This window comes from Bacillus sp. ISL-57, from assembly GCF_018613135.1.
Taxonomy (GTDB): Bacteria; Bacillota; Bacilli; order Bacillales; family DSM-1321; genus Peribacillus; species Peribacillus frigoritolerans.
The window spans coordinates 87,961-109,949 of the sequence record NZ_JAGGQV010000013.1 but is presented as its reverse complement, the minus strand read 5'-3'; the positions used below and the strand labels follow the sequence as shown (position 1 = coordinate 109,949).

Below are 21,989 nucleotides of genomic sequence, written 5' to 3'. Positions count from 1 at the left end.
CCCGGGGACCGGGGAGGGGGCCCAACTGTCTAAAAATATATGAAAAATAAGTCCTTCACATTAGGGGTGATGGGGGGAGGGGGTAGTATGGAAAGAATAGACTTTGAAAAATTAAAAAATCAATTATTATCCCGTATTGATACTGATGATTTGCTGGAAGTAAAGAAAGTAAATGATTTAATTCGACTGCATGAATTAGATGCAGAGTGCGATACAGTGATTGATCGTGATGGAGTAAGTATCACCATCGAAAATGGTTCGCAAAAATTTATAAAGAGCCATCCTAGTATGAATGAGAAAATGAAAATTAACGCTCAAAAAATCGCGTTGGAAAGATCAATTAAATTTAAATTAAAGGCAACCCCTGCCCCTGCAGCATCTCCTGTGGAAGGCAAACCAAAGCGTGGTAGTTTAATTTGATTACTTATAACTACGTAGAAGAATATATTTCGATGTGGCGTAACGGCGACATCATTTTAAACAAAGAGCGGATTATGCTTATCGAGTGGCTTGAAGCGGACATCCTGACTATGGATGACGTTTACTTTGACAGTAAGCACATTGAACAGTTTATACAATTTGCTGAAAAGTGGTATTTCAATTTAGAGCCATTTCAAACATTTATCACTTGTTTTATTTTCTTGCGTTATAAGGATACGGATGATTTAGTGTTCGATGAATTTTTCATTTACATGGCACGTGGAGCCGGAAAAAATGGTTTTATTTCAGCACTTGTAAATTATCTAATTAGTGAGCTTCACGGGATCGATTTTTATAATGTGTCAATTGTGGCCAACAGCGAAAAACAAGCTAAGACTTCATTTGCAGAAGTCTACAATGCAATCGATATGAATGATGATTTGAAGTCTTATTTCAAACATCAAAAAGCTGTTATTGAATCTGTAGATACAAAAGCTATCTTCCAATTCCATACGTCAAACGCAAGCACTAAAGACGGTTTGCGCGATGGTTGCGTTATTTATGATGAAGTACACGAATATGAAAATAATGATGTAGTAGATGTATTCTCGGGTGGTCTCGGTAAAGTGCGAGACAGTCGGGAATTTTTTATTGGTACAGATGGATTTGTACGAGATGGTTTTATTGATCGTTTAAAAGAACGTGCTATGAGTATTTTGAAGCGTGAAGTTTCGGTAAAAGAAGATTCATTATTTCCATTCATGTGTTGTATTGATGATGAAGAAGAAATGCATAATCCAGATATGTGGCAAAAGGCGAATCCACAGTTTCATCAGCCATTAAGTGGCTATGCAAAAACATTATTCAAGAAAGTGTTGAAGCAATACAAGAAGCTCGAAAACGATGCATCAGGATATGAAAATTTCATTACAAAACGTATGAATCTACCAAAAGTTGATTTAGAAAAATCAGTTTCATCATGGGAGAAAATAAAAGCTACCAATCAAGGATATGATTTATCGGAATTGAAAAAACGCGAATGCATAGGTTCTGTTGACTATGCTTCCATTCGCGACTTTGTTGCTTGTGGATTGCTTTTCTTGAAAAACGATTATTTCATCATACCAAGAGAACTATCGTATTCGTTCGTTTGCAAACCATTTGCTGATAAACATTACGGTTATAGTACGCCGAAAGCGGAAGGTAATAACAAAAAGGACCATCGAAAATTTGCACCTATTCGGAAATGGGAAGAAAATGGTTTATTGAAAGTGCTAGATAAAGATTCAATGGATCCATACATTGTTGTCCAATGGTTTGTGGATCGTCGTAATGAAGGTTGGAATATAAAAAAAATCATTGGCGATAATTTCCGAATGGAAATATTACGGCCACTATTTGAAGCAGAAGGGTTCGAAGTTGAAACCATTCGAAATCCAGATGCTGCAAGTGCTTTGTTATCCCCGAAAATCGACCTTGCCTTTGATGAGGAACGAGTTATTTTTGGTAAGAATCCTATGATGCATTGGTACACAAACAATGTTCTGGTTGTTATTGATAACAAGGGTAATAAGTTATATCGAAAAAAGGAGCCAGTCAAACGCAAAACGGATGGTTTTATGATGTTTTTATACGGAGTATGGGCATCCAGAGATTTAGAGGATTACGACTTTTCAGATGCTTTAGATGCATTAGATGCACTTAACTTTTAGGGAGGGGGTGAAAATGTAAATGGGATGGTTAGGAAACGTGTTAAGAAGAAATAGCGAATTGGAATCATTGTTTGATTTGGATTTAATTGATGAAACCAACCATCGAGTATATTTAAAAAAGATGGCTTTGGAGATCTGCATCAATTTCATCGGTCGGACCATTAGCCAATCGGACTTCCGAGTTATGGAAGGGGACAAACGTCAGCAAAATGATTGGCATTATCTTTTAAATGTACGGCCAAACACAGATCAAAGTGCTGCGGATTTTTGGCAAAGCTTCATCTACAAATTGATTTATGAAAATGAAGTGCTTGTTGTTTTGACGGATGATAATGATTTGCTAATAGCTGACGATTTTGTCAGGGACGAATATGCTGTATATCCAGACAAATTCAAAGACGTAACCGTTAAGGATTATACGTTCAAACGAACATTCCCAATGGACGAGGTTATTTATCTAACTTATAACAATGAGAAACTTACAAAATTCATGGATGGAATGTTTGATGATTATGCCGATTTGTTCAGCAGGATGATAGAAATCAGTATGAGGAATAATCAAATTCGCGGAACAGTTGGTATTGAATCAAGTCAAGCCCTCGATGAAAAGAACACAAATAAGCTGCAGAATTTCATTGATAAGTTATTTAAATCATTTAAAGTGAATTCCATTGCGTTAGTCCCTAAGCTAAAAGGTTTTGAATACACAGAAGTATCAAAAGGCGATGTGAAGGGGCAATCCATTGAAGATTTAACCAAATTAAAACGGTCAGTCATTGATGATGTAGCCAATGTGTTAGGTATTCCAAATGCTTTGATTCATGGTGAATTATCTGATTATGAAACAGCTATTAAGGCTTACGTAAGGTTCTGTAATAACCCAATGGTTAAGAAAATACAGGATGAATTAAATGCAAAATTAGTTGCCAAAGAAGATTTTTTAAAAGGATCCCGGATTGATGTGTTTGGGTTAACGGAAAGGGATTTAATCGAGAATGCTGAGGCAGTTGATAAGTTAGTGGCCTCCGGAGCGTTTACCAGAAACGAGGTGAGGGAGTTGTTTGGGAAAGAACGTTCAGACAATCCAGAATTAGATGAATTTGTTATTACTAAAAACTATCAAGCTGCGGGTACTGTTGAAGGAGGTGAGACTAAGTGACGAAAAAAATTCAAGCAATCCCTTATAAGTTTATGAATCAAACCAATGGAGAAGAGCATGAAATGATTATTTCTGGTGCCATTGGTAAAAGTGGATGGTTTTATACAGCTACAAGTGCAGAAGATGTAAGAAATGCTTTAGCTGAAATTACTGCTCCCACAGTGCGAATAAAATTAAATAGCGGTGGTGGCGATGCTGATCAAGGGATTGAAATTTACAATTACTTAAAAGACCTGGATAAACATATTGTTGTGGAAGTTACATCATTGGCCGCATCGGCTGCATCAATAATTGCGATGGGGGCGGATGAGGTGATTATGCGGACTGGATCCAGGATGATGATTCATGAAGCGGCAACCTTTGCATATGGAACTAAACAAGATATTAAGAAAACTCTTAATGCCCTTGAAACTTATGATGAATCAATCATTTCCATCTATCAACAAAAGACGGATATGAGTCGTGAGGAAATAGCAAAGTTAATCGAGGACGAAACCTGGATGACAGCTGAACAAGCTGTTAAGGATGGTTTCGCTGACAAAGTGGAATATGAAACGAAAGAAGATTCAAAAGAAGGCATTACTGACGAACAATTACAAGAAATTATTAATGCTGTTACCAACAATTTAAAACAAAATAATAACCAAAACAATGAACCTCTTTCTCCTGTCTCAGCTGAGCGTAAGCCAGTTAAGACAAAACGTAAAGGGTTCATTTTTTAATTAAAGGGAGGAAAACAGAATGACTATGAAATTAAAAGGTAAAATGGAGAACTTTGAAGCAAAGAAAGCAGCTTACATGAACTTGGTGAAAGCAGAAGAACAGGATGCCGAAAAGCTTGCCTTGGCATGGGATGAAATGCAATCGGCGCTTGCTGAAGACTTGACCGAAAAAATCACTACTCAGGTACGCACACAACAAATGGATGCTCAGATTCTTACCGCCCGCGGCCAAAACGTCCTTACATCAGAAGAAAGAAAATTCTTTAATGAGGTTATTTCTAGTGAAGGTTTTGCTGAGGAATCTATCCTGCCTGTGACTACTCAAGAAAGAATTTTTGAAGACTTGGTGCAAGAACATCCTTTATTGGATGCAATCGGCCTGCAGGACTTAGGAGCTGTCACACGCTTTATCACGTCTGACCCAACCAAAGCCTATGCGTGGGGTAAATTGTTTGGAGAAATTAAAGGACAAGTCAGTGCCGCCTTCAGTGAAGAACAAATCGGCCAACTGAAACTTACTGCCTTTGCCGTTATTCCAAAAGATATGCTTGAACTTGGACCAGAGTGGGTTGAGCGTTACGTCCGTAACCTGTTAGTGGAATCTTACTCTGTTGGCCTTGAATACGGTTTAGTAAACGGTCGAGGACCTTCTCAAAACGAGCCTGTTGGCTTAATGAAAAATGTTGCGGAGAATGGAGCGGTGACAGATAAAACTACTTCCGGCACTTTGACATTTGCCCCTTCTCAGTTTGGGGAAATCATTGCGGGTGAACTGCATGATGTCATCAAAGCACTATCCACGAATGAGGAAGGAAAGGCGCGTAAGGTGCTCAACAAAATTGTAATGGTAGTAAATCCTATCGATGCAATCAGTGTACAAGCTCGTAATACTATCCAGACAGCAAATGGCCAATGGGTAACGGCTTTGCCATATAACATCCAAGTTGTAGAGTCAGAAGAAATTCCAGATGGCAAAACTTTATTCTTTGTGAAAGGTCAATATCTAGCTGCTGTTGCCGGGGGTTACAAGGCAAATAAATTTGATCAGACACTGGCGATCGAGGATGCTATGCTCTACACAATCAAGCAATTTGCGAACGGTAAACCAAAGGATAATAAAGCTGCATTGGTCTATGCTCTGGATATTACGTTTACAGCTGCACCAGCAGGCGTTTGATTGGAGTGAGGTAAATGGAGGATGTATCATCCGACCTATTGGAAGAGTTTAAGGAGCGCATGCATATTTCCCATTCGAGTGAGGACGACAATTTAAAAAGATTGTTGTCCTTTTCTATTTCTGCGATTAATAGCAGTTGTGGAGTGTTTGATATTAATGGTGAAAAGGATACTGATCAGAGAGCGAAGGAACTTGTATTTGAACGTACCCGTTATGCTTACAATGATGCTCTTGAATATTTTGATGACAATTTTTTAAGTCAGATAACAAGCTTAGGGCTTTCTTTAATACCGGAGAGTGATGTAGATGCAACCATTTAAATATAAACCACCAAGGGTTAATACAGGGGATTTACGCACACCTATAAAATTTTATAAGTATGTAGCAAATGAAGGGCCTGAGCCTGGTGAGTCTGAAAAAGAAATACTCTATCAGGCATGGGCCAAGATTGATAATGTTTGGTTGAAAGACTTGGAGATTGCTAAAGCAAATGGAACCCTATCTGATATCACCATTACGATACGTGATCCACAAGCTGATTTTATCCCTAATAATAAGCATTATCTTTCTATCGATGCTGTTGAATACCGAGACAAGCGATATAACGTTAAACATGTTCAACCTGACTTGCAGAACAAGGAATTCATCATTGTTGTGGCAGGGCTAACCGAATGAGTGTGAAAATTACAGGTGAAAAGAAATTGCTTGCTGAAATAGAAAAACGTTACGGACAAATGAAGATGCAGCAATTAAGCGATATTGCTCTTAAAAAAGGGGCCGAGGTATTTGTTAGGGAACTAAAGAGTCAGTTTGAATCCTTTAAGGATACAGGTGCAACCATCGATGAAATGACCATTTCCGAACCTATGTGGGTGAATGGTTCCCGTACCATAAAGATTCATTGGAAAGGCCCTAAAGATCGTTACAGGATTATCCACTTGAATGAATTTGGCACAGTGAAGAATCCCAATCCACAAGGTAAGGGAGCAATAGCCAGGGCTATGAGAAATGCGGAGAAGGAATATCGTGATACCATCAAACGGGTGATAAAGGAGGGGATTTGATGGATGTATTAGGGATGGTATATAACGAGCTGATTGCTGACCCTTATATTAAAGAAAAGGCGGCAGGAAGGATTAAATTTTATGCTTTTCCTGAAACCAGCAGTGTGACGTCAGTTCCGAATATCATCATAGATCCATTAGACGTCCCTCTTCCTAAAGATTTTGCTGATGATACCTGGCTAACTTATGACTGCCTTTATCAAATTGAAGTGTGGTCAAAGAATAGAACCGCAACAAGAGAATTATCTGAACAAATTGGTAAGGTAATGTGGAAGTTTGGTTTTCATCAAGGTACTGGCACCGATGAATGGGATGAAGATACAGGAATTTACCGCGATGCTAGAAGGTACCGAGGAAAATTATACAGAGAAGACTTAGACAATTTATAATGTGTCTTTTTTTTATATCATAAAAGGAGTGAATAGGAATGGCAGTAGAAAAGAATTACCGAGCAACTACAGGGGTAGACGAATTTCATTATGGAACATTGGACGAAACAGGTGTTGGGGTAACTTCAATGGATCCTGAGCGAGTGAAGTTTCTTCAAGAAATAACGATTGAAATGCCACAGGAGGCAGTTAGGGCTTACGGTGATAATACAACAGCTGAAATTGCTGTATCAAACGGAAATATCAGTGTTACATCAGCCTTTCACAAGGTACCAGTTGAGGATAAGAAAATATTGTTCGGATTGGAATCAACTGTGGATGGTCTGTATTCATACGGCCCGAATGATTTCCCTCCATATGTAGCCTGTGTATTTGCCAAAACATATCAAGATGGATCAACGGAATGGGTAGGCCTACCGAAAGGGATTTTTATGCGGCCTAACATTTCTAGTAAAACGAAAGAAGATAGCGTAGAGTTTCAAAATGAAGAAATCACAGCCGAATTCATGGACCGGGAAGTGGAAGGATTTGAAGATGCTAAATCTGTACTTTTCGGTATGGATAAAAAAGGCGAAACTACTAGCCGTGATGCAATCTTCCAAGCCATCTTCGGTAAAGCTTACCCTGGTTCTGGCGCACCAGCGGGGGTGTAATAGATGAGTGGGAAAAAGAGATATCAAGCAGTTGAGGATTTTAAAGACCTCCAGGATAAAGATAAGATTTATCGTAAAGGGGATGCATTTCCGAAACCAGGTAATAAAAAGGTTGAGGAAGAGCGCTTAGAGGAATTACTGTCTTCTGAAAATAAGATGGGAAAACCGGTCATTAAAGAAATCTAAGAGTGGGCTAATGCCTGCTCTTTTTTTATTAGAAAAGGAGAAGTGTTGAAATGGCTAACTTGAAACGTAACATGATCAAATTGGTGAAAGAAGTGAATGGGGAAGATGTCGTTACTGAAACATACCTCACTCCCGTTTTCATTCCATTTTCAGTAGTATACGAGGCTGTTGATATAGAAGATGAGATGAATAAGGATAATCTAACTGATAAAGAATTTTTCGATAAGATGATAGATATTGTAGCCAATAAAATTTACAACAAGCAATTTACGACCCAAGACTTAATCAATGGCCTGCATGCACCTGACGCTCTTGAGACCCTTCAAGAACAAGTTATCTTTGTGTCTAGAGGGTACCAAAGTGATGAAACAAAAAAGTATATGGAGAAGATCGGTTAACGGATGAGGACTTTTCTCCTGCTAAACAAAAGGAATATATGGATAAACTCATCCTTAATTATGTGAAAAACGGGAAGGACATCAATGAAGTTTTAAACATGCCTTTTCACTTTCTAATTGAAATCCTCAGCGAAGAAAATAAGCCAAGACATGAAAAGTCCCTAATTGCCGCATTCGGAGGATAGGGGCTTTTTTGGCATGTGAAGGGAGGGTGATTGATGGAGAAAATTGAAGGATTATCGATAGGACTCGGATTAGATACGTTAAAACTCGATAGTGGATTAACTGATTTGAAGGAAAAATTGAAATTAGTTAATAGCGCGATGAAGGCAAATATGTCCGCGTTCGATCGTAGTGATAAATCATTAGGTAAATTTGAAACTCGATTACAAGGACTAAATGCTAAATTAGAAACTCAAAAGGCTGTCACTGATAAAGCTCGAAAAAGCTATGAAAAAATGGTTAAAGAGCATGGTGAAGGTTCTAAAGAGGCAGATGAAGCTGCCACAAGCTATAACAATGAAGTGGCTTCTCTAAACAACTTAGAACGTTATGTAGGGAGAGTACGAATTGAATTAAAAAATCTCCAAAAAGAGCAACGACTTGCGGAATCCGGTTGGGGCAGGATGAGCAAACGATTAACTGTCTTTTCAGGTAAATTGAATGAAACCGGTCACGAAATGAGCGAAGTTGGACAAGGGATGACTAGCTCATTTGGTGTGGCAACAGCAGCTGTCGGAGGCGGTTTAGCCTTCGCAACAAAAAAGGCTATGGACTTTGAGTCTCAAATTTCATCTATGAAGTCTGTTATGTCCCCAGAAGAAGCTGAATCGTTTGGTAAAGAGCTTGAAAATCTAGCCATAACGATGGGTGAGAAAACAAAGTATTCAGCTACCGAAGCTGCCCAGGGAATCGAAGAACTAGTCAAAGCCGGTGTATCTGTGAAAGATATATTAGGCGGTGGATTAGAAGGAGCATTAAATTTAGCCACAGCAGGTACGCTTGAGTTGCAAGAGGCTGCTGAAATAGCCTCCACAGCTTTGAATGCATTTAAAGATGATAATATTTCAGTAACACGGGCGGCTGATATCCTTGCAGGTACGGCAAACGCTTCAGCTACAGCAGTAGGTGAAATGAATTTCGCTTTGTCAGCAGTTTCAGCAGTTGCAAGTGGTGTGGGGCTTAACTTTGAAGAAACAAGCGCAACCCTTGGTGTATTTGCTCAAAACGGATTAAAGGGTAGCGACGCAGGTACGTCTCTGAAAACCATGTTGCTAAACCTTTCCCCGCATACAAAGGCGGCACGGGAGCAGTTCGACGAATTAGGATTATCAGCTTATAACGTATCAGCTGGTTATAAGTACTTAGTTGATAAAGGGATCACTCCTACTGAGAGAAGTGTGGAAGGTATCCAAAATGGCTTGAAATTATTAGCCAAACAAGAAGCTGGAGCAGCTGCATCAAAAGCGGACCTGAAGAAGGCCTATGACAGAGTTACAGAAGCATCAGGTTTAAATTCCAGCGCCTTCTACAATGAACAGGGCGAAATTAGATCCATGTCTGAAATTGCAGGTATTTTAAAGAAATCGATGGTAGGATTGAATGACGAACAGCGGCAAAACGCTTTAAATACCATGTTTGGTTCGGATGCTATCCGAGCAGGTAACATTCTCTACAAAGAAGGCGCTAAAGGCATAGACGGCATGACGACTGCCTTAAATAAGGTAAAGGCATCAGATGTTGCTAAACAGAAGCTCGATAACCTAAAAGGTACCATAGAAGAATTAAAAGGGGCATTGGAAACTGCGGGAATAAGCATTGGGACAGAACTTCTTCCATCATTACGAGTTCTTGCTGAACATATTCAATCCAGTGTGGAATGGTTCAACAATTTATCCCCCTCTATGAAACATACAATTGCCGTAGGTGGAGCGTTAGCAGTTGTTGTTCTAGGTATAGGAACTGCAGTTGGTGTTCTTCTATCTCTATTAGGTAGTGCAGCAACAGGAATAAGTGTTTTATCTTCTGGACTGGGAAAAGGAATTGGCCTATTCGGTAAATACCGCCTTCAAACAGCGCTGGCCGGCAACTCTGTGAATAAGCTGGGTAATTCTGCATTAGTTGCCTCCACAAAAATAAATACAGCGAATGCTTCAATGGCAAAATCCACGAAAGGTATGGGAGCTCTACGAGGTGGCGCTGCAGCTGCAGGCGGAGCGATGACCATGTTTGGAGGTAAATGGGGAGCTGTAGCAGGAATTGCTACTATGTTCTTGCCGGAGATATTAAAAGGCGGAAAAGCTGTTTTTGGATTTGGGAAGACTGCCCTGGCTTCTGCTGGTGGTATAGGTACTCTTACAAAAGGATTAGGTGCAGCACGTCTTGGCGTAGGTGCATTGGGAGGACCAATCGGATTATTAGCCTCATTTGCTATCCCTCAACTTATTACTGGCGGAGTAAAGCTATATAAACACCTGAAAGAAGAGCAGATCCCTGCATTAAACGATTTTGGCAATAAGGTTTCGGATTCAACAACTAAAGCTGTTTTGAGTTATAAAAAACTTAATGATGATGCAACTGTTCAATTAAATCTTATGTCTTCATCAGGAAAAGCAGTTTCTCAAGATATGGCTGATAATTTGGTAGCTACATTCAGTAAAATGGGTGGAACTATTAAAGATAGTTTGAAAAAGGACTTTGAAGATAGTAAGAAAAATATTGAAAGCGTATTTTCAGGCAGTGTTCTAACCGACAATTACCAAAAAGAATTGCTTGGAAAAATGGAAACAGCTAATCAAGAGAAACTTGCTAAAATTCAGCAGTACGAAGACAGAGTTAAAGAAATTACTGATCGAGCCGTTGCACAAAAACGGGAAACTTCTCAATTTGAAAAAGCTGAAATTGCCGCAATAAATCAACAAATGAGGGACATGGCAGTTAAAACTTTGTCAGAAGGTCAAGTAGAACAACAAGCCATCATGGAGGAATTAAGACTTAATGCTAGTTCAATTACAGCTAGACAGGCTGCAAAAACGGTTGCTGACAGTAAGAAAGCTAAAGACGGAACCATTAAAGAAGCAAATGAAAAGTATGAAAAAGCTAAAGCAGCTATCATTCGTGAACGGGATGAAACGGGAAGTATCAGTGCTGAAGAAGCTGATACATTAATACGTGAAGCACGACGCCAAAAAAATGAATCTGTAAAAAAAGCCAACGAAATGCATAAAGGTGTGGTCAAAGCTTCTAAAAAACAAGCTAAAGAGCATATCGATGATGTGAACTGGGAAACGGGTAAGGTTCTAACTGGTTGGGATAAGATGGTTGGCGGCGTTAAAAAAGCTGTCGATTGGTTTAAGGATGTATTTGGACAAAGTAAAACGAAAGATAAGCCATCATTAAAAAAGCCCAATAAAAGTGTCGCAAAGCCACCCAAAGAATTAGCCTATGCTAAGGGTACGCCCAAAGGTGGGCATCCTGCTGATGGACTTGCAATCACATCAGAAAAAGGTCGAGAAATAATACACGATCCTAAAGTTGGTACTTATCTTTCAGGTTCCCTTGGTCCCGAGCTTAGATATCTTTCAAAAGGTACAAGTGTTTTACCAAATGATAAAACTGAAAAACTATTAAAAAGTCAGGGTTTAAATGGTTATGAAAAAGGCACAGGTAACTATTTTGATTGGATGTTAAAAGGACCAAAACACCTTTTAGGAAAAGCTTTTGAGAAGTTTAATTTGAAAGACTCGCTAATTCCTAGTTGGATGAACAAATTAACAGGCAGCCCAATTAAATCATTAATTAATATGGGTACTGGCTGGGTTAAGGGATTAATGGATAAGTTCACATTAGGTGGCGGCGGTGCAGGTGGAGGTATAGCTCCAAATATTTCAGGCGGTGCTTCTGCTTGGAGAGGTCAAATCATTAAAGCAGCTATGGCTATGAATGAAAGCATAACCAGCTCTGAAATAAATGGTATCATCGCACAAATTCAAAGAGAATCAGGTGGAAATCAAAGGATTACACAAAGTTCTGCTGTCAATGATATTAATATGAGGAATAACAATCCGGCTCGTGGATTGCTCCAATATATACCGCAGTCATTTTCGCGCTATGCCGTAAAAGGTCACAATAATATTTATTCTGGTTATGATCAACTATTAGCATTCTTCAATAACACATCATGGCGTAAAAACCTGCCATATGGTAAGCGTGGTTGGGGTCCTACAGGAAAACGTAAGTTTGAAACAGGCGGACTCGTCAAAAATGAGGGCCTTTATAATTTGGCTGACGGAGGATGGCCAGAATGGGTTATTCCGACTGACCCAAGCCGGAGAACAGACGCGATGAAACTACTTGCTTTAGCAGGAAAGTCTATCGAGGGAGGAAATAAGCGCCCTAATCAATTACCGAATGTACGTGGGGGTAGTAGTAACGATTCAGTCATGAGCCAATTATTAAATGCGACATTACGGCAAAATGAAATTCTTTCTAAAGAGATAGCAAATTTATTGAGAATTATTTCGGAAAAAACAGGAGATATTTATCTTGGTAAGGATCAGGTTGGTCGGGTGCTTGATAATCGTAGTACGAATGTATTAAAAAGTAAATCATTCAATATGGGGATAAGGGGGTAAGGTGATGGGCGAGTATGACTTATTAATCGATTATGGAAACGGTGAACAGAAATTGAGTGAGTTATTACCAAAAGTAAATCTCCTATCATTTAGCCCACCTGCACCCATTATCGAAAGGGATGTCCAGTCCATTCCAGGTAAAAGTGGATTGATTCAAACCAATCAAAAAAAGGTAGTCTACAAGGAAAGGTCAATACCTGTAAAACTGCTTATAAAATCAGTAATTCCTCAACAATTTTATTTGTGGAGAAGTGAAGTATATAGATTGTTAGTAAGAGATCATTCTTACTATATTTCTAATACATTTGAGCCATATAAAAGATGGTTAGTCACATGTGATGGGAATTTTTCCATTGAGAAAGAAGCGCAATACAGACATAAGGAATTTCAAGTTGAATTCACATGTCTCCCAGGTGTGGCGGAATCCAAATATAATACAGATTCTGCTTATAATTTAAGCAAAGAGCGATTCGGCATTGGAATGAATATTCCTAACGAAGATCTTGTCTATCTTTTTGAGGATAGTAATGCTCAACTCCCTTATCAATTCCGAGTATATAACGGGGGAGATATTCGTTTATACACTACGGAACATGACTTCGAGGTGGAAATGACCCTTACAGGAAAAAACGTAAAGATCAGCAACAGAAATACCGGGGAGTATTTAATCATCAATGAAACGTTGACCAATGCGAAGGTAAGTATTTTTCGCCAATATGTCACTGTGAATGGGAAGATTGCTAAGACAACAGGACGTTTTCCTTCACTTCTCCCTGGCTACAATCTCATGGAAGTATCCGGAGCTAGTCAGAAAAGCATCAAATTTAACACAAGGTTTTATTATAAGTAGGTGGTTGAATGATTAAAGGGATTGATGTATCTCATTGGCAAGGATCCATTAATTGGGGACTTGTTGCAGCAGATGGTGCGAAATTTGCTTTTGTGAAGGCAACACAAGGAACCACTTATATTGATTCAACTTTTAAAACGAATATCACCAATGCCAAGAAAAACGGGTTAAAAGTGGGTGCCTATCACTTTGCCAATTTCAAGTCCAATTCAGAGGCTTTGGCAGAAGCAAAATTCTTTTTAAAGACCGTCAAAGATTTTGAAATGGATTTACCCCTGGTATTAGATATTGAAACAGATTCAGGTAATATTGGAAAATCGGCTTTGACAGCAGCAGCCAAGACTTTTCTGGATTATCTAATATCTCAAGGCAGAAAAGTAATGATTTACACTTACTATTCCTTTTATCAAAATAAAATCGATGCCAGTGGTTATCCGTTGTGGATAGCAAGATATACAACAGCATCAGACCCAGATATTACTGGCTGGACCGTTTGGCAATACACACAAGAAGGAAAAGTTAATGGAATAACCGGAAATGTGGATGTGAATCGAGCGATCGATTCTTTTTTTGATAACCTAGAAACTTCTACTCCTACACCTGAACCACCAATATTGGATACTCCTAATTTGGAAGTGACAGGCGATACAACATATGAAGTGGTGAAGGATGTATTTTTAAATCAAATATTTGTAGAAAACAAAACTACAGGGGAACGTGTTGAAATTGTGGACGTAGTCCCTTCCATAAGTGATGGGTTGAATGGAAAAAAGGAATTGTCATTTACGATTAGTCGAACCGAGGAAAATCAAGTGGAATATGACATGTTGGTCAATGACAACATCATCGTCATCGATGAAAAGAGATTTAAGGCTCAGAGATATTTCATTTTAGATATAGATACAGATAATATAGCGTTTACGAAAACCATAACTGCTTCACATACGTATGTAGCAAGGCTGGTTAACAATATGGTAAGCACGTCCAAAACGGGAACGTTGAAACTCACGGAGGCTTTAGATATAGCTTTAAAAGGAAGTGGGTTTAGTTATGTATTGGATGCCTCTGCAAAAACCATAGAAGCAGTAGAACAGGAGAATTTCGGGGAACAAAATTCCCAAACGTTGATGGATGAAACCATTGAAGATTATAAGATTGAATTGGATGTAGACAATACAAAAATTTATGTCTATAAACAAATGGGTAAGAAAGTGAATTATTTATTAGACACTCGGTATAACGTAGCTGGATTGCAAATTTCTTCATCCACACGAAACAGTACCACAAGGGCATGGGGATATGGAAAGCAAGATGATAAAGGAAAGTATCTATTTGATCCTGTTTTGTATGTCCATCCTGATGAGAAGAATTATCTATTGGATGGATTTCCCCGGTATGCTGATGATATTAGAGATGACAGGTTCACTAAAGAAAGTAGTATAAAAATTGCTTTAGAAAACTTGGTCAATCCCTATCCGGAAGTAACGGCAAATGTAGACCTGGCTATTTTTTATGACCCGAGACTTGAAGGCTTTGAAGAGGTTTTCTTTAAGGGAGATACCATAAGTATGATTGCTGATAAAGCTGGCGGTGGGACCTATCAGGATGAGCTTAGAATCATTGATATGAAGTACAATCCACTTGATCAGTACAGCAAACCAGAATTGAACTTTTCTACATTCCGGAAAGACATCTATGATATGCAGGTGGATGACAAATTACAAATCAAAAGGCAATCTAAATACATCCGAAATACATCAAGTGGAATTAGAAACAGCTTACCCCAACAAATCATGTTAATCTTACGTTTTGATGGGTCAAAATGGACGATTAAAACAAGCAATCTATCATCAGCGAGTATCTCTGTTCAAAGGGATGCTCTTTTTGTATTGACTGGCGGGGTTTCTGTTAATACCATATCCATCGTAATCAACGAAGACTTATTACTTAAAGGAAATGGTTTTGATGCATTGACGGATTTCAAGACAGCAGACAATGCTATAAAGATTAATCTAATGAAAGATAGGGTAATTGTATCTCCTGAAACCAATATACCAACAGGCGCGCAAATTACCGTTTCCGCCTATCTACAGTAAGGAGTGTGAGAAATGTCATTTAATTTGATTACAAAGCATGACCCCACTAAAAATGCAAAATTTTTATATGAGTTAGATAAAAATGCCGGAAATATTCAAAGTGCTCTGAATGACTTATTGTTGCAAATCAAGAATCATGTCTTGAGTAAGAAAGCTCACGACGCTAGGAATATCTTTTTTGATGATTCAAATGTTTATGAACGTATCGTTAATACTAATAAACGAATCAATAACCTCGTTTTAAATACTGCAGAATTAGCAGAAGTTGTGGATAGCCGATTGGATTCGGAAGGTGTTCTTCACGGCGTTTTAAAAGACCGGTTGGATAAAGAATACAGCAAATTAAAGAAACGAATCGATAGGGAAATCAACGTGGCTGATTTTGGAGCAGTTGGAGACGGAGTCACAGATGATACCGAAGCGTTTAAAAAAGCGCTAGGAAACGGAAGAGTACGTTTGATTATCCCTGCAGGGACATATATTGTGAGAGGTTTGAAAATCCCATCCTGGACATATCTAATAGGTCAGGGTAAAGGTATAACCATTCTCAAACTGCATGAGGATACTCCCAATGGTGAATGGGTTATTACCAACTCAGATTACGTCAACGGTAACCGTAACATTTATATAGAAGGCATGTCCCTTGATTGGAATCCAAATAGACAAGGCGGAGTGGGAGCAGCAGGTGGACAAAAGTCTAGTTGTTTAACTTTAGCTAAAGTGTCGTATGGGTGGATAAAAGATGTTGAAGCGATAAATGCTGGATTACATGGATTTGATATTACATCACCTGTCTATAACCATGCGTCCGATACAGATTACACGAAAGATGGTTGTCGATATATTTGGATTGATGGCTGTGTAGCTTATGGTTATGGCGATGATGGAATCACCACTCATTATAGTGAGTATGTGTTTATTAGTAATAACTTTTGTGTTTCTCCTAGTGGTAATGCTCATGAAGATGGGATCAGTAATTCAAATGGGGTTGAAGTGGATGACGGTTCCAAACATGTATGGCTGACCAATAACTTTACCAGTGGAAATATCCGAGGTGTAGAAGTAAAGGCACACGCCGACTGGCCAGCATCCCAGGATGTTCACATCATTGGGCATGTCTCTTATAGAGATGTTCGGTCTTATGATTTCCGCCATATAGGTCATCATGCTGCAACAGATCCAGTTTCCACAACGGCTTTCGATATCAATGTAACCAACTGTACAGCCATTGAACCAATTTTCAATGGTTTATACGAAGGATTAACACCTCGTGCACTTGCTATTTCGGCTTATCAAAATGTGGCGGTTTCAGGATTCACAGCGATTGGAGACCCCAATTATGACTATCAAAACAATCCGGTTATTGCGATTCAATATAAAAGTAGAAATATCGGACTTCATAATATAAACATTCGTGGATTCAAGAAAGCAAGCACCGATATTAGATTGTTTGGTGGAGACCAAAAAACAGATTACATTAATATAAGTAATATTCAGATTCTCAATTCAGCAAAAGAGGGAATCGGAATAGGTGGGTCCATTTATCATGTGAACATTTCAAATGTAAATATGATTAATGATGGTAGTGGAGAATATGGGCTTATTTCAGTTAATTCACAGGATAGTGTTACAGGTATTTTTGCGGAAGGATATGCAAACGCAGCGATGATTGCTGGAAACATCTACAAAGATTTTGTTCCGAATAACCTCAAGGGCGGAACAAGGATTGCTTCATCTAGTGGTCAACCTTTAACAGAAACTTCGGCGATTATGTCCTCGACGGTAGGTTGCAGGGCATCTGGAGATAAAACGGCAGTTATAGCTTCTTCTAATTCGGAAGCATCAGGGGAAGCGAGTGCGATTATCGGATCTTCTGGAGGTTCTAAGACAGAAGGTGGTCGAGACGTCATTATAGGTTCTAATAATTCAAGGACACCCGGGAAAGATGAAAACGGGAAGATTATTATGGCCAGTAACAGCGTTGTAAATGATAATAACTATTCTGTTCGTGGTGGGTATGGAGACAGTGAAACTCCAACATCAGCTAATACAAAATGGGAACTTGATTCGATGAACGGAAACCTAAAAGGCGCGGGTAGTATTACAGGTTCCTCTTCTTTTTCCGATTATGCGGAGTATTTCGAATCGGTTGATGGTAAGTCAATCAAGACGGGAACTATTGTCACCTTGGAAAATGAAAAAATCAAAGCTGCTGTTGAAGGCGATCATATGCTGGGTGTCATTTCCGAAACAGCTGGTGTAGTTCTTGGGGAAATGACCTTCCACTGGAAAAACCGATATATCCTTAATGAATTTGGTGGCTTAATTTACGAGGAAAGAACCATCGAAATTATCAATGATGATACTGGAGAAGTAACCCAAGAAGTCCGAATGATGCCAAAGGAAAATCCTGAATGGGTAGACGGTGACTATTTATCAAGAGAAGAACGTCCAGAGTGGAATATCGTTGGGCTTTTAGGCCAAGTTTATGTTCGGATTGATAACACTGTGGAAGCAGGAAATTATCTAAAACCACTTGACGGAATTGCTACACGTTCAGAAGAGTATGGTCAAGGCTGGGTAGTCATGAAAATAACTTCTAAATATGACCCTGATAAGGGTTATGGAGTTGCATTATGTTTCATTCGGTAAGGGCTGGTTATCCAGTCCTTTTCATTTTGATATAGAAAGGTTGAGTTAATAATATGGCAAATGAAATCTTTAAAAGTGGTTTCATTAATGCTAATGTAGCTGCTTCATCCAGTTTGACTAAAACATCCATTAAGTTTACAACACAAGACAATGGTACAGCAAAGCTTGTATTTAATATAAATAAGGAAAACTTGCCTTTGCCTTTTAGTTCTGCAGCAACAGCAAAAATTTTCCTCAGAATGGCAGATGGTAGCACATTCGAAAGGGAGGCATCCATAATTGCTCCGATTAATGGACAAGTGGAGTATGTCCTTCAAGAAGAAATAAGTCATCCTGGATTAGTAAATGGGGAATTGAATATAGCATACACCAATAGCCAATCTTTGACGGTATGTCAATTTACTTTCGAAATTGAAAGGTCGTTAAAAGATAGGGACACCATTCCTAACCCGAACCCTGGCGGTGGAGGAAGTGGTGGTGGTACCGGAATTAATTTAAGAGATATTACCAACGGTGAAATCTTTACAGTTGTTGGGTCAACACCTACACCTAATACAGCACCAATATTAACGTCCTCATTCGTACCGGTTACCATAGATGACAAAACGGCACTTTCAATACCTTATACAATAGCAGATGACAAGACTGCATCTTTGACTGTTACAGAAACGAAAGATGGTGTTTCTGCAACTAGGACTGTGAACAAAGGTGCTAATAGATGGAATGTTGGATTGTTATCGATAGGTAATCATACTTTGACATTGAAAGTTACGGATAGTGGAGGGTTAGTTAGTAATACTTTAACGTTTTCAATCACTGTAACCTTACAAGTCAGTAATGTTCCGGTAACTGGTGTTGTGTTAAACCAAAACACTTTAACTTTGACGAAGGGGAATACTTCACAACTAACGGCAACAGTATCACCTTCTAATGCAACCAATAAAGCCGTTACGTGGAGCAGTTCAAACACAGCTTTAGCAACAGTTAACAGCAGTGGATTAGTTACAGCAGTTGCAACAGGTATTGCAGTTATAACAGCGACAACAGCAGACGGAAGTTTCAAAGCAACGTGTACATTAACGATAAATGAGGTTGTGGTTACGCCACCTGGTCCGGTAACGGCTGAAGTATATGAGGATAATGGTTACTTGAATATGCCCATAACGCAATATCCGTGGGCTGGTTTGACTGGTTATGCAGATGCTAGTTATATTGGCATGACAAGCGGATCACAAATATTAACCGCGCTATTCGATGAAACAACAACAAACGGCGATCCTGTATTAATCAATGGCTATCCATTTAAACCATTCGTGGTCGGTATGCCTACATCAACATATCCGTATGAATGTGTAACGATTGCTACCACTGGTTCACCAATCCATAGAATCATATTGAAGGTATCAACGGCACACGGGGCAACTGCTGCGGAAATTGCAACCTATTTACAAAACTCAGGTTTGCGAATGAAAATCAAATTATCAACCTCTTATAAAGTTCTTACAATTACACCAAATATTGATTCTTTTGAAACAAGAACATCAGGTGTGGTTGCAGGGTTCGAATACGTTAAATTTAGGTTAGTTGACGGTATCGGGGACTATGTACCAACTATATCTATTAGCAATAGATTCTTTTCGTCAAATGGTTATTCAGTCGTTGAAGCTGGTTCTAGTAGTATTCATGGTAGTACAAAACCAAGCGTAAGGGTTAATGCAGATGGCACAATGGAATTGGTTTTAACAGTTGGAACATTAATAAGTCGTGACGCAGCTGGCGTTGTTGATTATTTAACTAAAAACAACTTGAAAATATACTATGTATAAAAAGGGGGAGCTGTTGAGTGGATGGACAAATAAAAGTACTGGAAGGTTTGTTCCCCGTAACGGTTGCTGAAGCTGTTTATATAGAACCAGCTAAAACACTAAAACAAGCCATTCAAGATGGGACGCTTGGCGGTGGTGGCGGTGGTAGTTCTTATCAACTTCCTACAGCATCAGCCACAACTTTAGGCGGCGTTAAAGTAGGAACAGGATTGGCGATGAATAACGGGGTATTAAGCGCAACAGGCGGCGGGGAAAGTGTATCAGTTAGCGGCAGAGGACAAGCGTTTTTTTCATTAAGGGGCGGTACTATCAACGCAAAGAAAGATACTGACACGACAAAAGTTTATTATACTTTCCCCACTTTGGATACGAATAGATATAGGAGGTTGTTTGTTTGGAAGCCGTCGGGAACAGGTAACACTTCCATAGATTTAGCGGACGGTGTTTTAGAGGAAAGTGACGCTTTGGTTTACAATATTACAACTAACACCGTATCAATTAAAAATGGTAGTTGGGGAAATGTAGCGGTATCACAAAACGAATATTTACTTTTATATAATACCCTAGGAATTTTAGGCGGGTTATTAAGTAAATATTGCGTGTACGGTGGCGATTCTTTAGGGATTCCTGTAAAAGAACTTGAAGGGGAATTGATATCTAATACCGGATCTACTCAGGGAACGTTTATTGTAGGTGATAATATTTATAAATGTTATCATTCTAACGATGAACACACGGATTTTATGAATATAACCGCGATTTCCAAAACTAATCCTAACACTACCATAAAAACAATTACGCATAATCTAGGCCATATGAATGCGCCAGATTATAGTGCAGTTAAAGATTCTTTGATTGTGGGTAATGGTTCAAAGAGCTTCACATTATTACCGAAAGGGTGGATACTTCCCAATTTTGCAGCCTTGTTAGCTGGGACTACGATTGATTTTAATGCGGTAGATAAAATCGAATTAGACTTCAGTCAATTGGTCGGGGAATGGAAGGGGCAGTTATGTTGGGGCTATGGTTCCAGCGATATTGTCTATTTGTTCACCAACGATAACCGAATCTTGAGGAAAATTCTTTTAGGTAAAGGGACGAATAATCTAGGGAGTGGTACCTTTATAGATGGAACTGCAGCAACTAGATATAATGGCAGCTACTCCATTTTAAATACCTGGTACTCTAGGACCGTCGATACATTAGGTGGCATGTTTTTTCACGAAGGATACATTTATACGGGAGTCAAAGGAGCGAACAATATTAGGAAGTGTATCCCTTTAAATAATGGGTATTTCGATAGCGAATATAGGCCAATTTTAAATGCTACTGGCGACATGCAGGGTGTTTCCGTATCTGATGGCCAAGTATATGCGTTCACGGATTACAAAGGATATAAATTCAGTTTGGGGAAACTTTGAATAGAACTGGTTATTATTTTATTTATAGAAAGGTAATAACCCATCATTCGTTGAATAAATGAATGTAGAAAGGGGGGTATTCAAGTAATGTCAAAACTAAAAGGCTATTTATCATTGATTATGTGGAACGTGTTTGTAAATACTCTAGGAAAATCTATTTTGGTTCCTCAAAAACTACGATATATATTATATAAAATGGCCGGAATGAGAACCTCAACATCAAATATACGATCTGGTTGCACATTTCGCGGAAAAAGTCTTGTAATTGAAAAGGGTGTTTTTCTTAACCATAATGTTTTTATTGATAGTTGGGAAAAGGTAACTATCAAGGAGAATACAGCAATTGCCTTTGATGTTCTTATTTGTACATCAGGCCATAAAATTGGGGAATCATTCAAAAGAGCTGGAGTTTCTGATAGGAAACCAATTGTAATTGGAAAAGGATGTTGGATAGGAGCAAGGGCTACGATTTTACCTGGCGTAACAATTGGCGATGGCTGTATTATTGCTTCAGGATCCGTAGTAACCAAAGACTGCAAACCAGATACTCTTTACGCTGGTGTTCCGGCAAAAGAGGTAAGATCCTTAGAAGATGAGAAGCTTTCACTTCATGTGCTATAGAATATAAAT

20 protein-coding genes are annotated in these 21,989 nt (G+C 38.9%); all 20 read left to right on the top strand.

Annotation, left to right across the window (positions count from 1 at the left end):
• The first annotated feature begins 87 nt into the window (after window positions 1-87).
• Window positions 88-420 carry a hypothetical protein gene (locus J7I90_RS18870; protein ID WP_214773312.1) on the top strand — a complete coding sequence of 111 codons (333 nt, stop codon included), beginning with the start codon at window positions 88-90 and terminating at the stop codon, window positions 418-420.
• Window positions 417-2,132 (top strand): terminase large subunit domain-containing protein, encoded by a 1,716-nt coding sequence (locus J7I90_RS18865; RefSeq protein ID WP_214773311.1) that lies wholly within the window; start codon window positions 417-419, stop codon window positions 2,130-2,132. Before J7I90_RS18870 ends, J7I90_RS18865 begins: the two co-directional genes overlap by 4 nt.
• 19 nt (window positions 2,133-2,151) lie before the next feature.
• Window positions 2,152-3,291 carry a phage portal protein gene (locus J7I90_RS18860; protein WP_214773310.1) on the top strand — a complete coding sequence of 380 codons (1,140 nt, stop codon included), beginning with the start codon at window positions 2,152-2,154 and terminating at the stop codon, window positions 3,289-3,291.
• The gene (locus J7I90_RS18855) at window positions 3,288-4,013 is read left to right on the top strand and encodes a head maturation protease, ClpP-related (protein WP_311315156.1); all 726 of its coding nucleotides are present in this window, start codon (window positions 3,288-3,290) and stop codon (window positions 4,011-4,013) included. Before J7I90_RS18860 ends, J7I90_RS18855 begins: the two co-directional genes overlap by 4 nt.
• A 19-nt stretch (window positions 4,014-4,032) precedes the next feature.
• Window positions 4,033-5,190 carry a phage major capsid protein gene (locus J7I90_RS18850; protein ID WP_214773309.1) on the top strand — a complete coding sequence of 386 codons (1,158 nt, stop codon included), beginning with the start codon at window positions 4,033-4,035 and terminating at the stop codon, window positions 5,188-5,190.
• Between the two features lie 14 nt (window positions 5,191-5,204).
• Window positions 5,205-5,510, top strand: a complete 306-nt coding sequence (locus J7I90_RS18845; protein ID WP_214773308.1) for a phage gp6-like head-tail connector protein — start codon at window positions 5,205-5,207, stop codon at window positions 5,508-5,510.
• Window positions 5,497-5,865 (top strand): phage head closure protein, encoded by a 369-nt coding sequence (locus tag J7I90_RS18840; protein ID WP_214773307.1) that lies wholly within the window; start codon window positions 5,497-5,499, stop codon window positions 5,863-5,865. Before J7I90_RS18845 ends, J7I90_RS18840 begins: the two co-directional genes overlap by 14 nt.
• Window positions 5,862-6,254, top strand: a complete 393-nt coding sequence (locus tag J7I90_RS18835) for a hypothetical protein (RefSeq protein WP_214773306.1) — start codon at window positions 5,862-5,864, stop codon at window positions 6,252-6,254. The genes J7I90_RS18840 and J7I90_RS18835 overlap by 4 nt, the downstream gene beginning before the upstream one ends.
• Window positions 6,254-6,643: a hypothetical protein gene (locus J7I90_RS18830; RefSeq protein ID WP_214773305.1), complete on the top strand. Its 390-nt coding sequence runs from the start codon at window positions 6,254-6,256 to the stop codon at window positions 6,641-6,643. The genes J7I90_RS18835 and J7I90_RS18830 overlap by 1 nt, the downstream gene beginning before the upstream one ends.
• A 38-nt stretch (window positions 6,644-6,681) precedes the next feature.
• A complete protein-coding gene (locus tag J7I90_RS18825; protein WP_214773304.1) occupies window positions 6,682-7,296 on the top strand; it encodes a major tail protein in 615 nt (204 codons plus the stop codon).
• Window positions 7,297-7,299: 3 nt separating this feature from the next.
• Window positions 7,300-7,482 (top strand): hypothetical protein, encoded by a 183-nt coding sequence (locus J7I90_RS18820; RefSeq protein WP_214773303.1) that lies wholly within the window; start codon window positions 7,300-7,302, stop codon window positions 7,480-7,482.
• 50 nt (window positions 7,483-7,532) lie between these two features.
• Window positions 7,533-7,880: a phage tail assembly chaperone G gene (gene gpG / locus J7I90_RS18815; RefSeq protein WP_214773301.1), complete on the top strand. Its 348-nt coding sequence runs from the start codon at window positions 7,533-7,535 to the stop codon at window positions 7,878-7,880.
• A 38-nt stretch (window positions 7,881-7,918) separates the two neighbouring features.
• Window positions 7,919-8,065: a phage tail assembly chaperone GT gene (gene gpGT / locus J7I90_RS18810; RefSeq protein ID WP_214773299.1), complete on the top strand. Its 147-nt coding sequence runs from the start codon at window positions 7,919-7,921 to the stop codon at window positions 8,063-8,065.
• 33 nt (window positions 8,066-8,098) lie between these two features.
• Window positions 8,099-12,514: a phage tail tape measure protein gene (locus tag J7I90_RS18805; protein WP_214773297.1), complete on the top strand. Its 4,416-nt coding sequence runs from the start codon at window positions 8,099-8,101 to the stop codon at window positions 12,512-12,514.
• A 4-nt stretch (window positions 12,515-12,518) separates the two neighbouring features.
• The gene (locus J7I90_RS18800; protein WP_214773295.1) at window positions 12,519-13,364 is read left to right on the top strand and encodes a phage tail domain-containing protein; all 846 of its coding nucleotides are present in this window, start codon (window positions 12,519-12,521) and stop codon (window positions 13,362-13,364) included.
• 8 nt (window positions 13,365-13,372) lie between these two features.
• The gene (locus J7I90_RS18795; RefSeq protein ID WP_214773294.1) at window positions 13,373-15,460 is read left to right on the top strand and encodes a phage tail spike protein; all 2,088 of its coding nucleotides are present in this window, start codon (window positions 13,373-13,375) and stop codon (window positions 15,458-15,460) included.
• A 12-nt stretch (window positions 15,461-15,472) separates the two neighbouring features.
• Window positions 15,473-18,112 carry a peptidase G2 autoproteolytic cleavage domain-containing protein gene (locus J7I90_RS18790; RefSeq protein WP_214773292.1) on the top strand — a complete coding sequence of 880 codons (2,640 nt, stop codon included), beginning with the start codon at window positions 15,473-15,475 and terminating at the stop codon, window positions 18,110-18,112.
• A gap of 53 nt (window positions 18,113-18,165) precedes the next feature.
• Window positions 18,166-19,938, top strand: coding sequence for a BppU family phage baseplate upper protein (locus tag J7I90_RS18785; protein WP_214773290.1), 1,773 nt, complete (start codon window positions 18,166-18,168; stop codon window positions 19,936-19,938).
• 17 nt (window positions 19,939-19,955) lie between these two features.
• Window positions 19,956-21,359 (top strand): hypothetical protein, encoded by a 1,404-nt coding sequence (locus tag J7I90_RS18780; protein ID WP_214773288.1) that lies wholly within the window; start codon window positions 19,956-19,958, stop codon window positions 21,357-21,359.
• 87 nt (window positions 21,360-21,446) lie between these two features.
• On the top strand, window positions 21,447-21,980 hold the full coding sequence (locus J7I90_RS18775) for an acyltransferase (RefSeq protein WP_214773286.1): 534 nt from the start codon (window positions 21,447-21,449) through the stop codon (window positions 21,978-21,980).
• Window positions 21,981-21,989 lie beyond the last annotated feature (9 nt).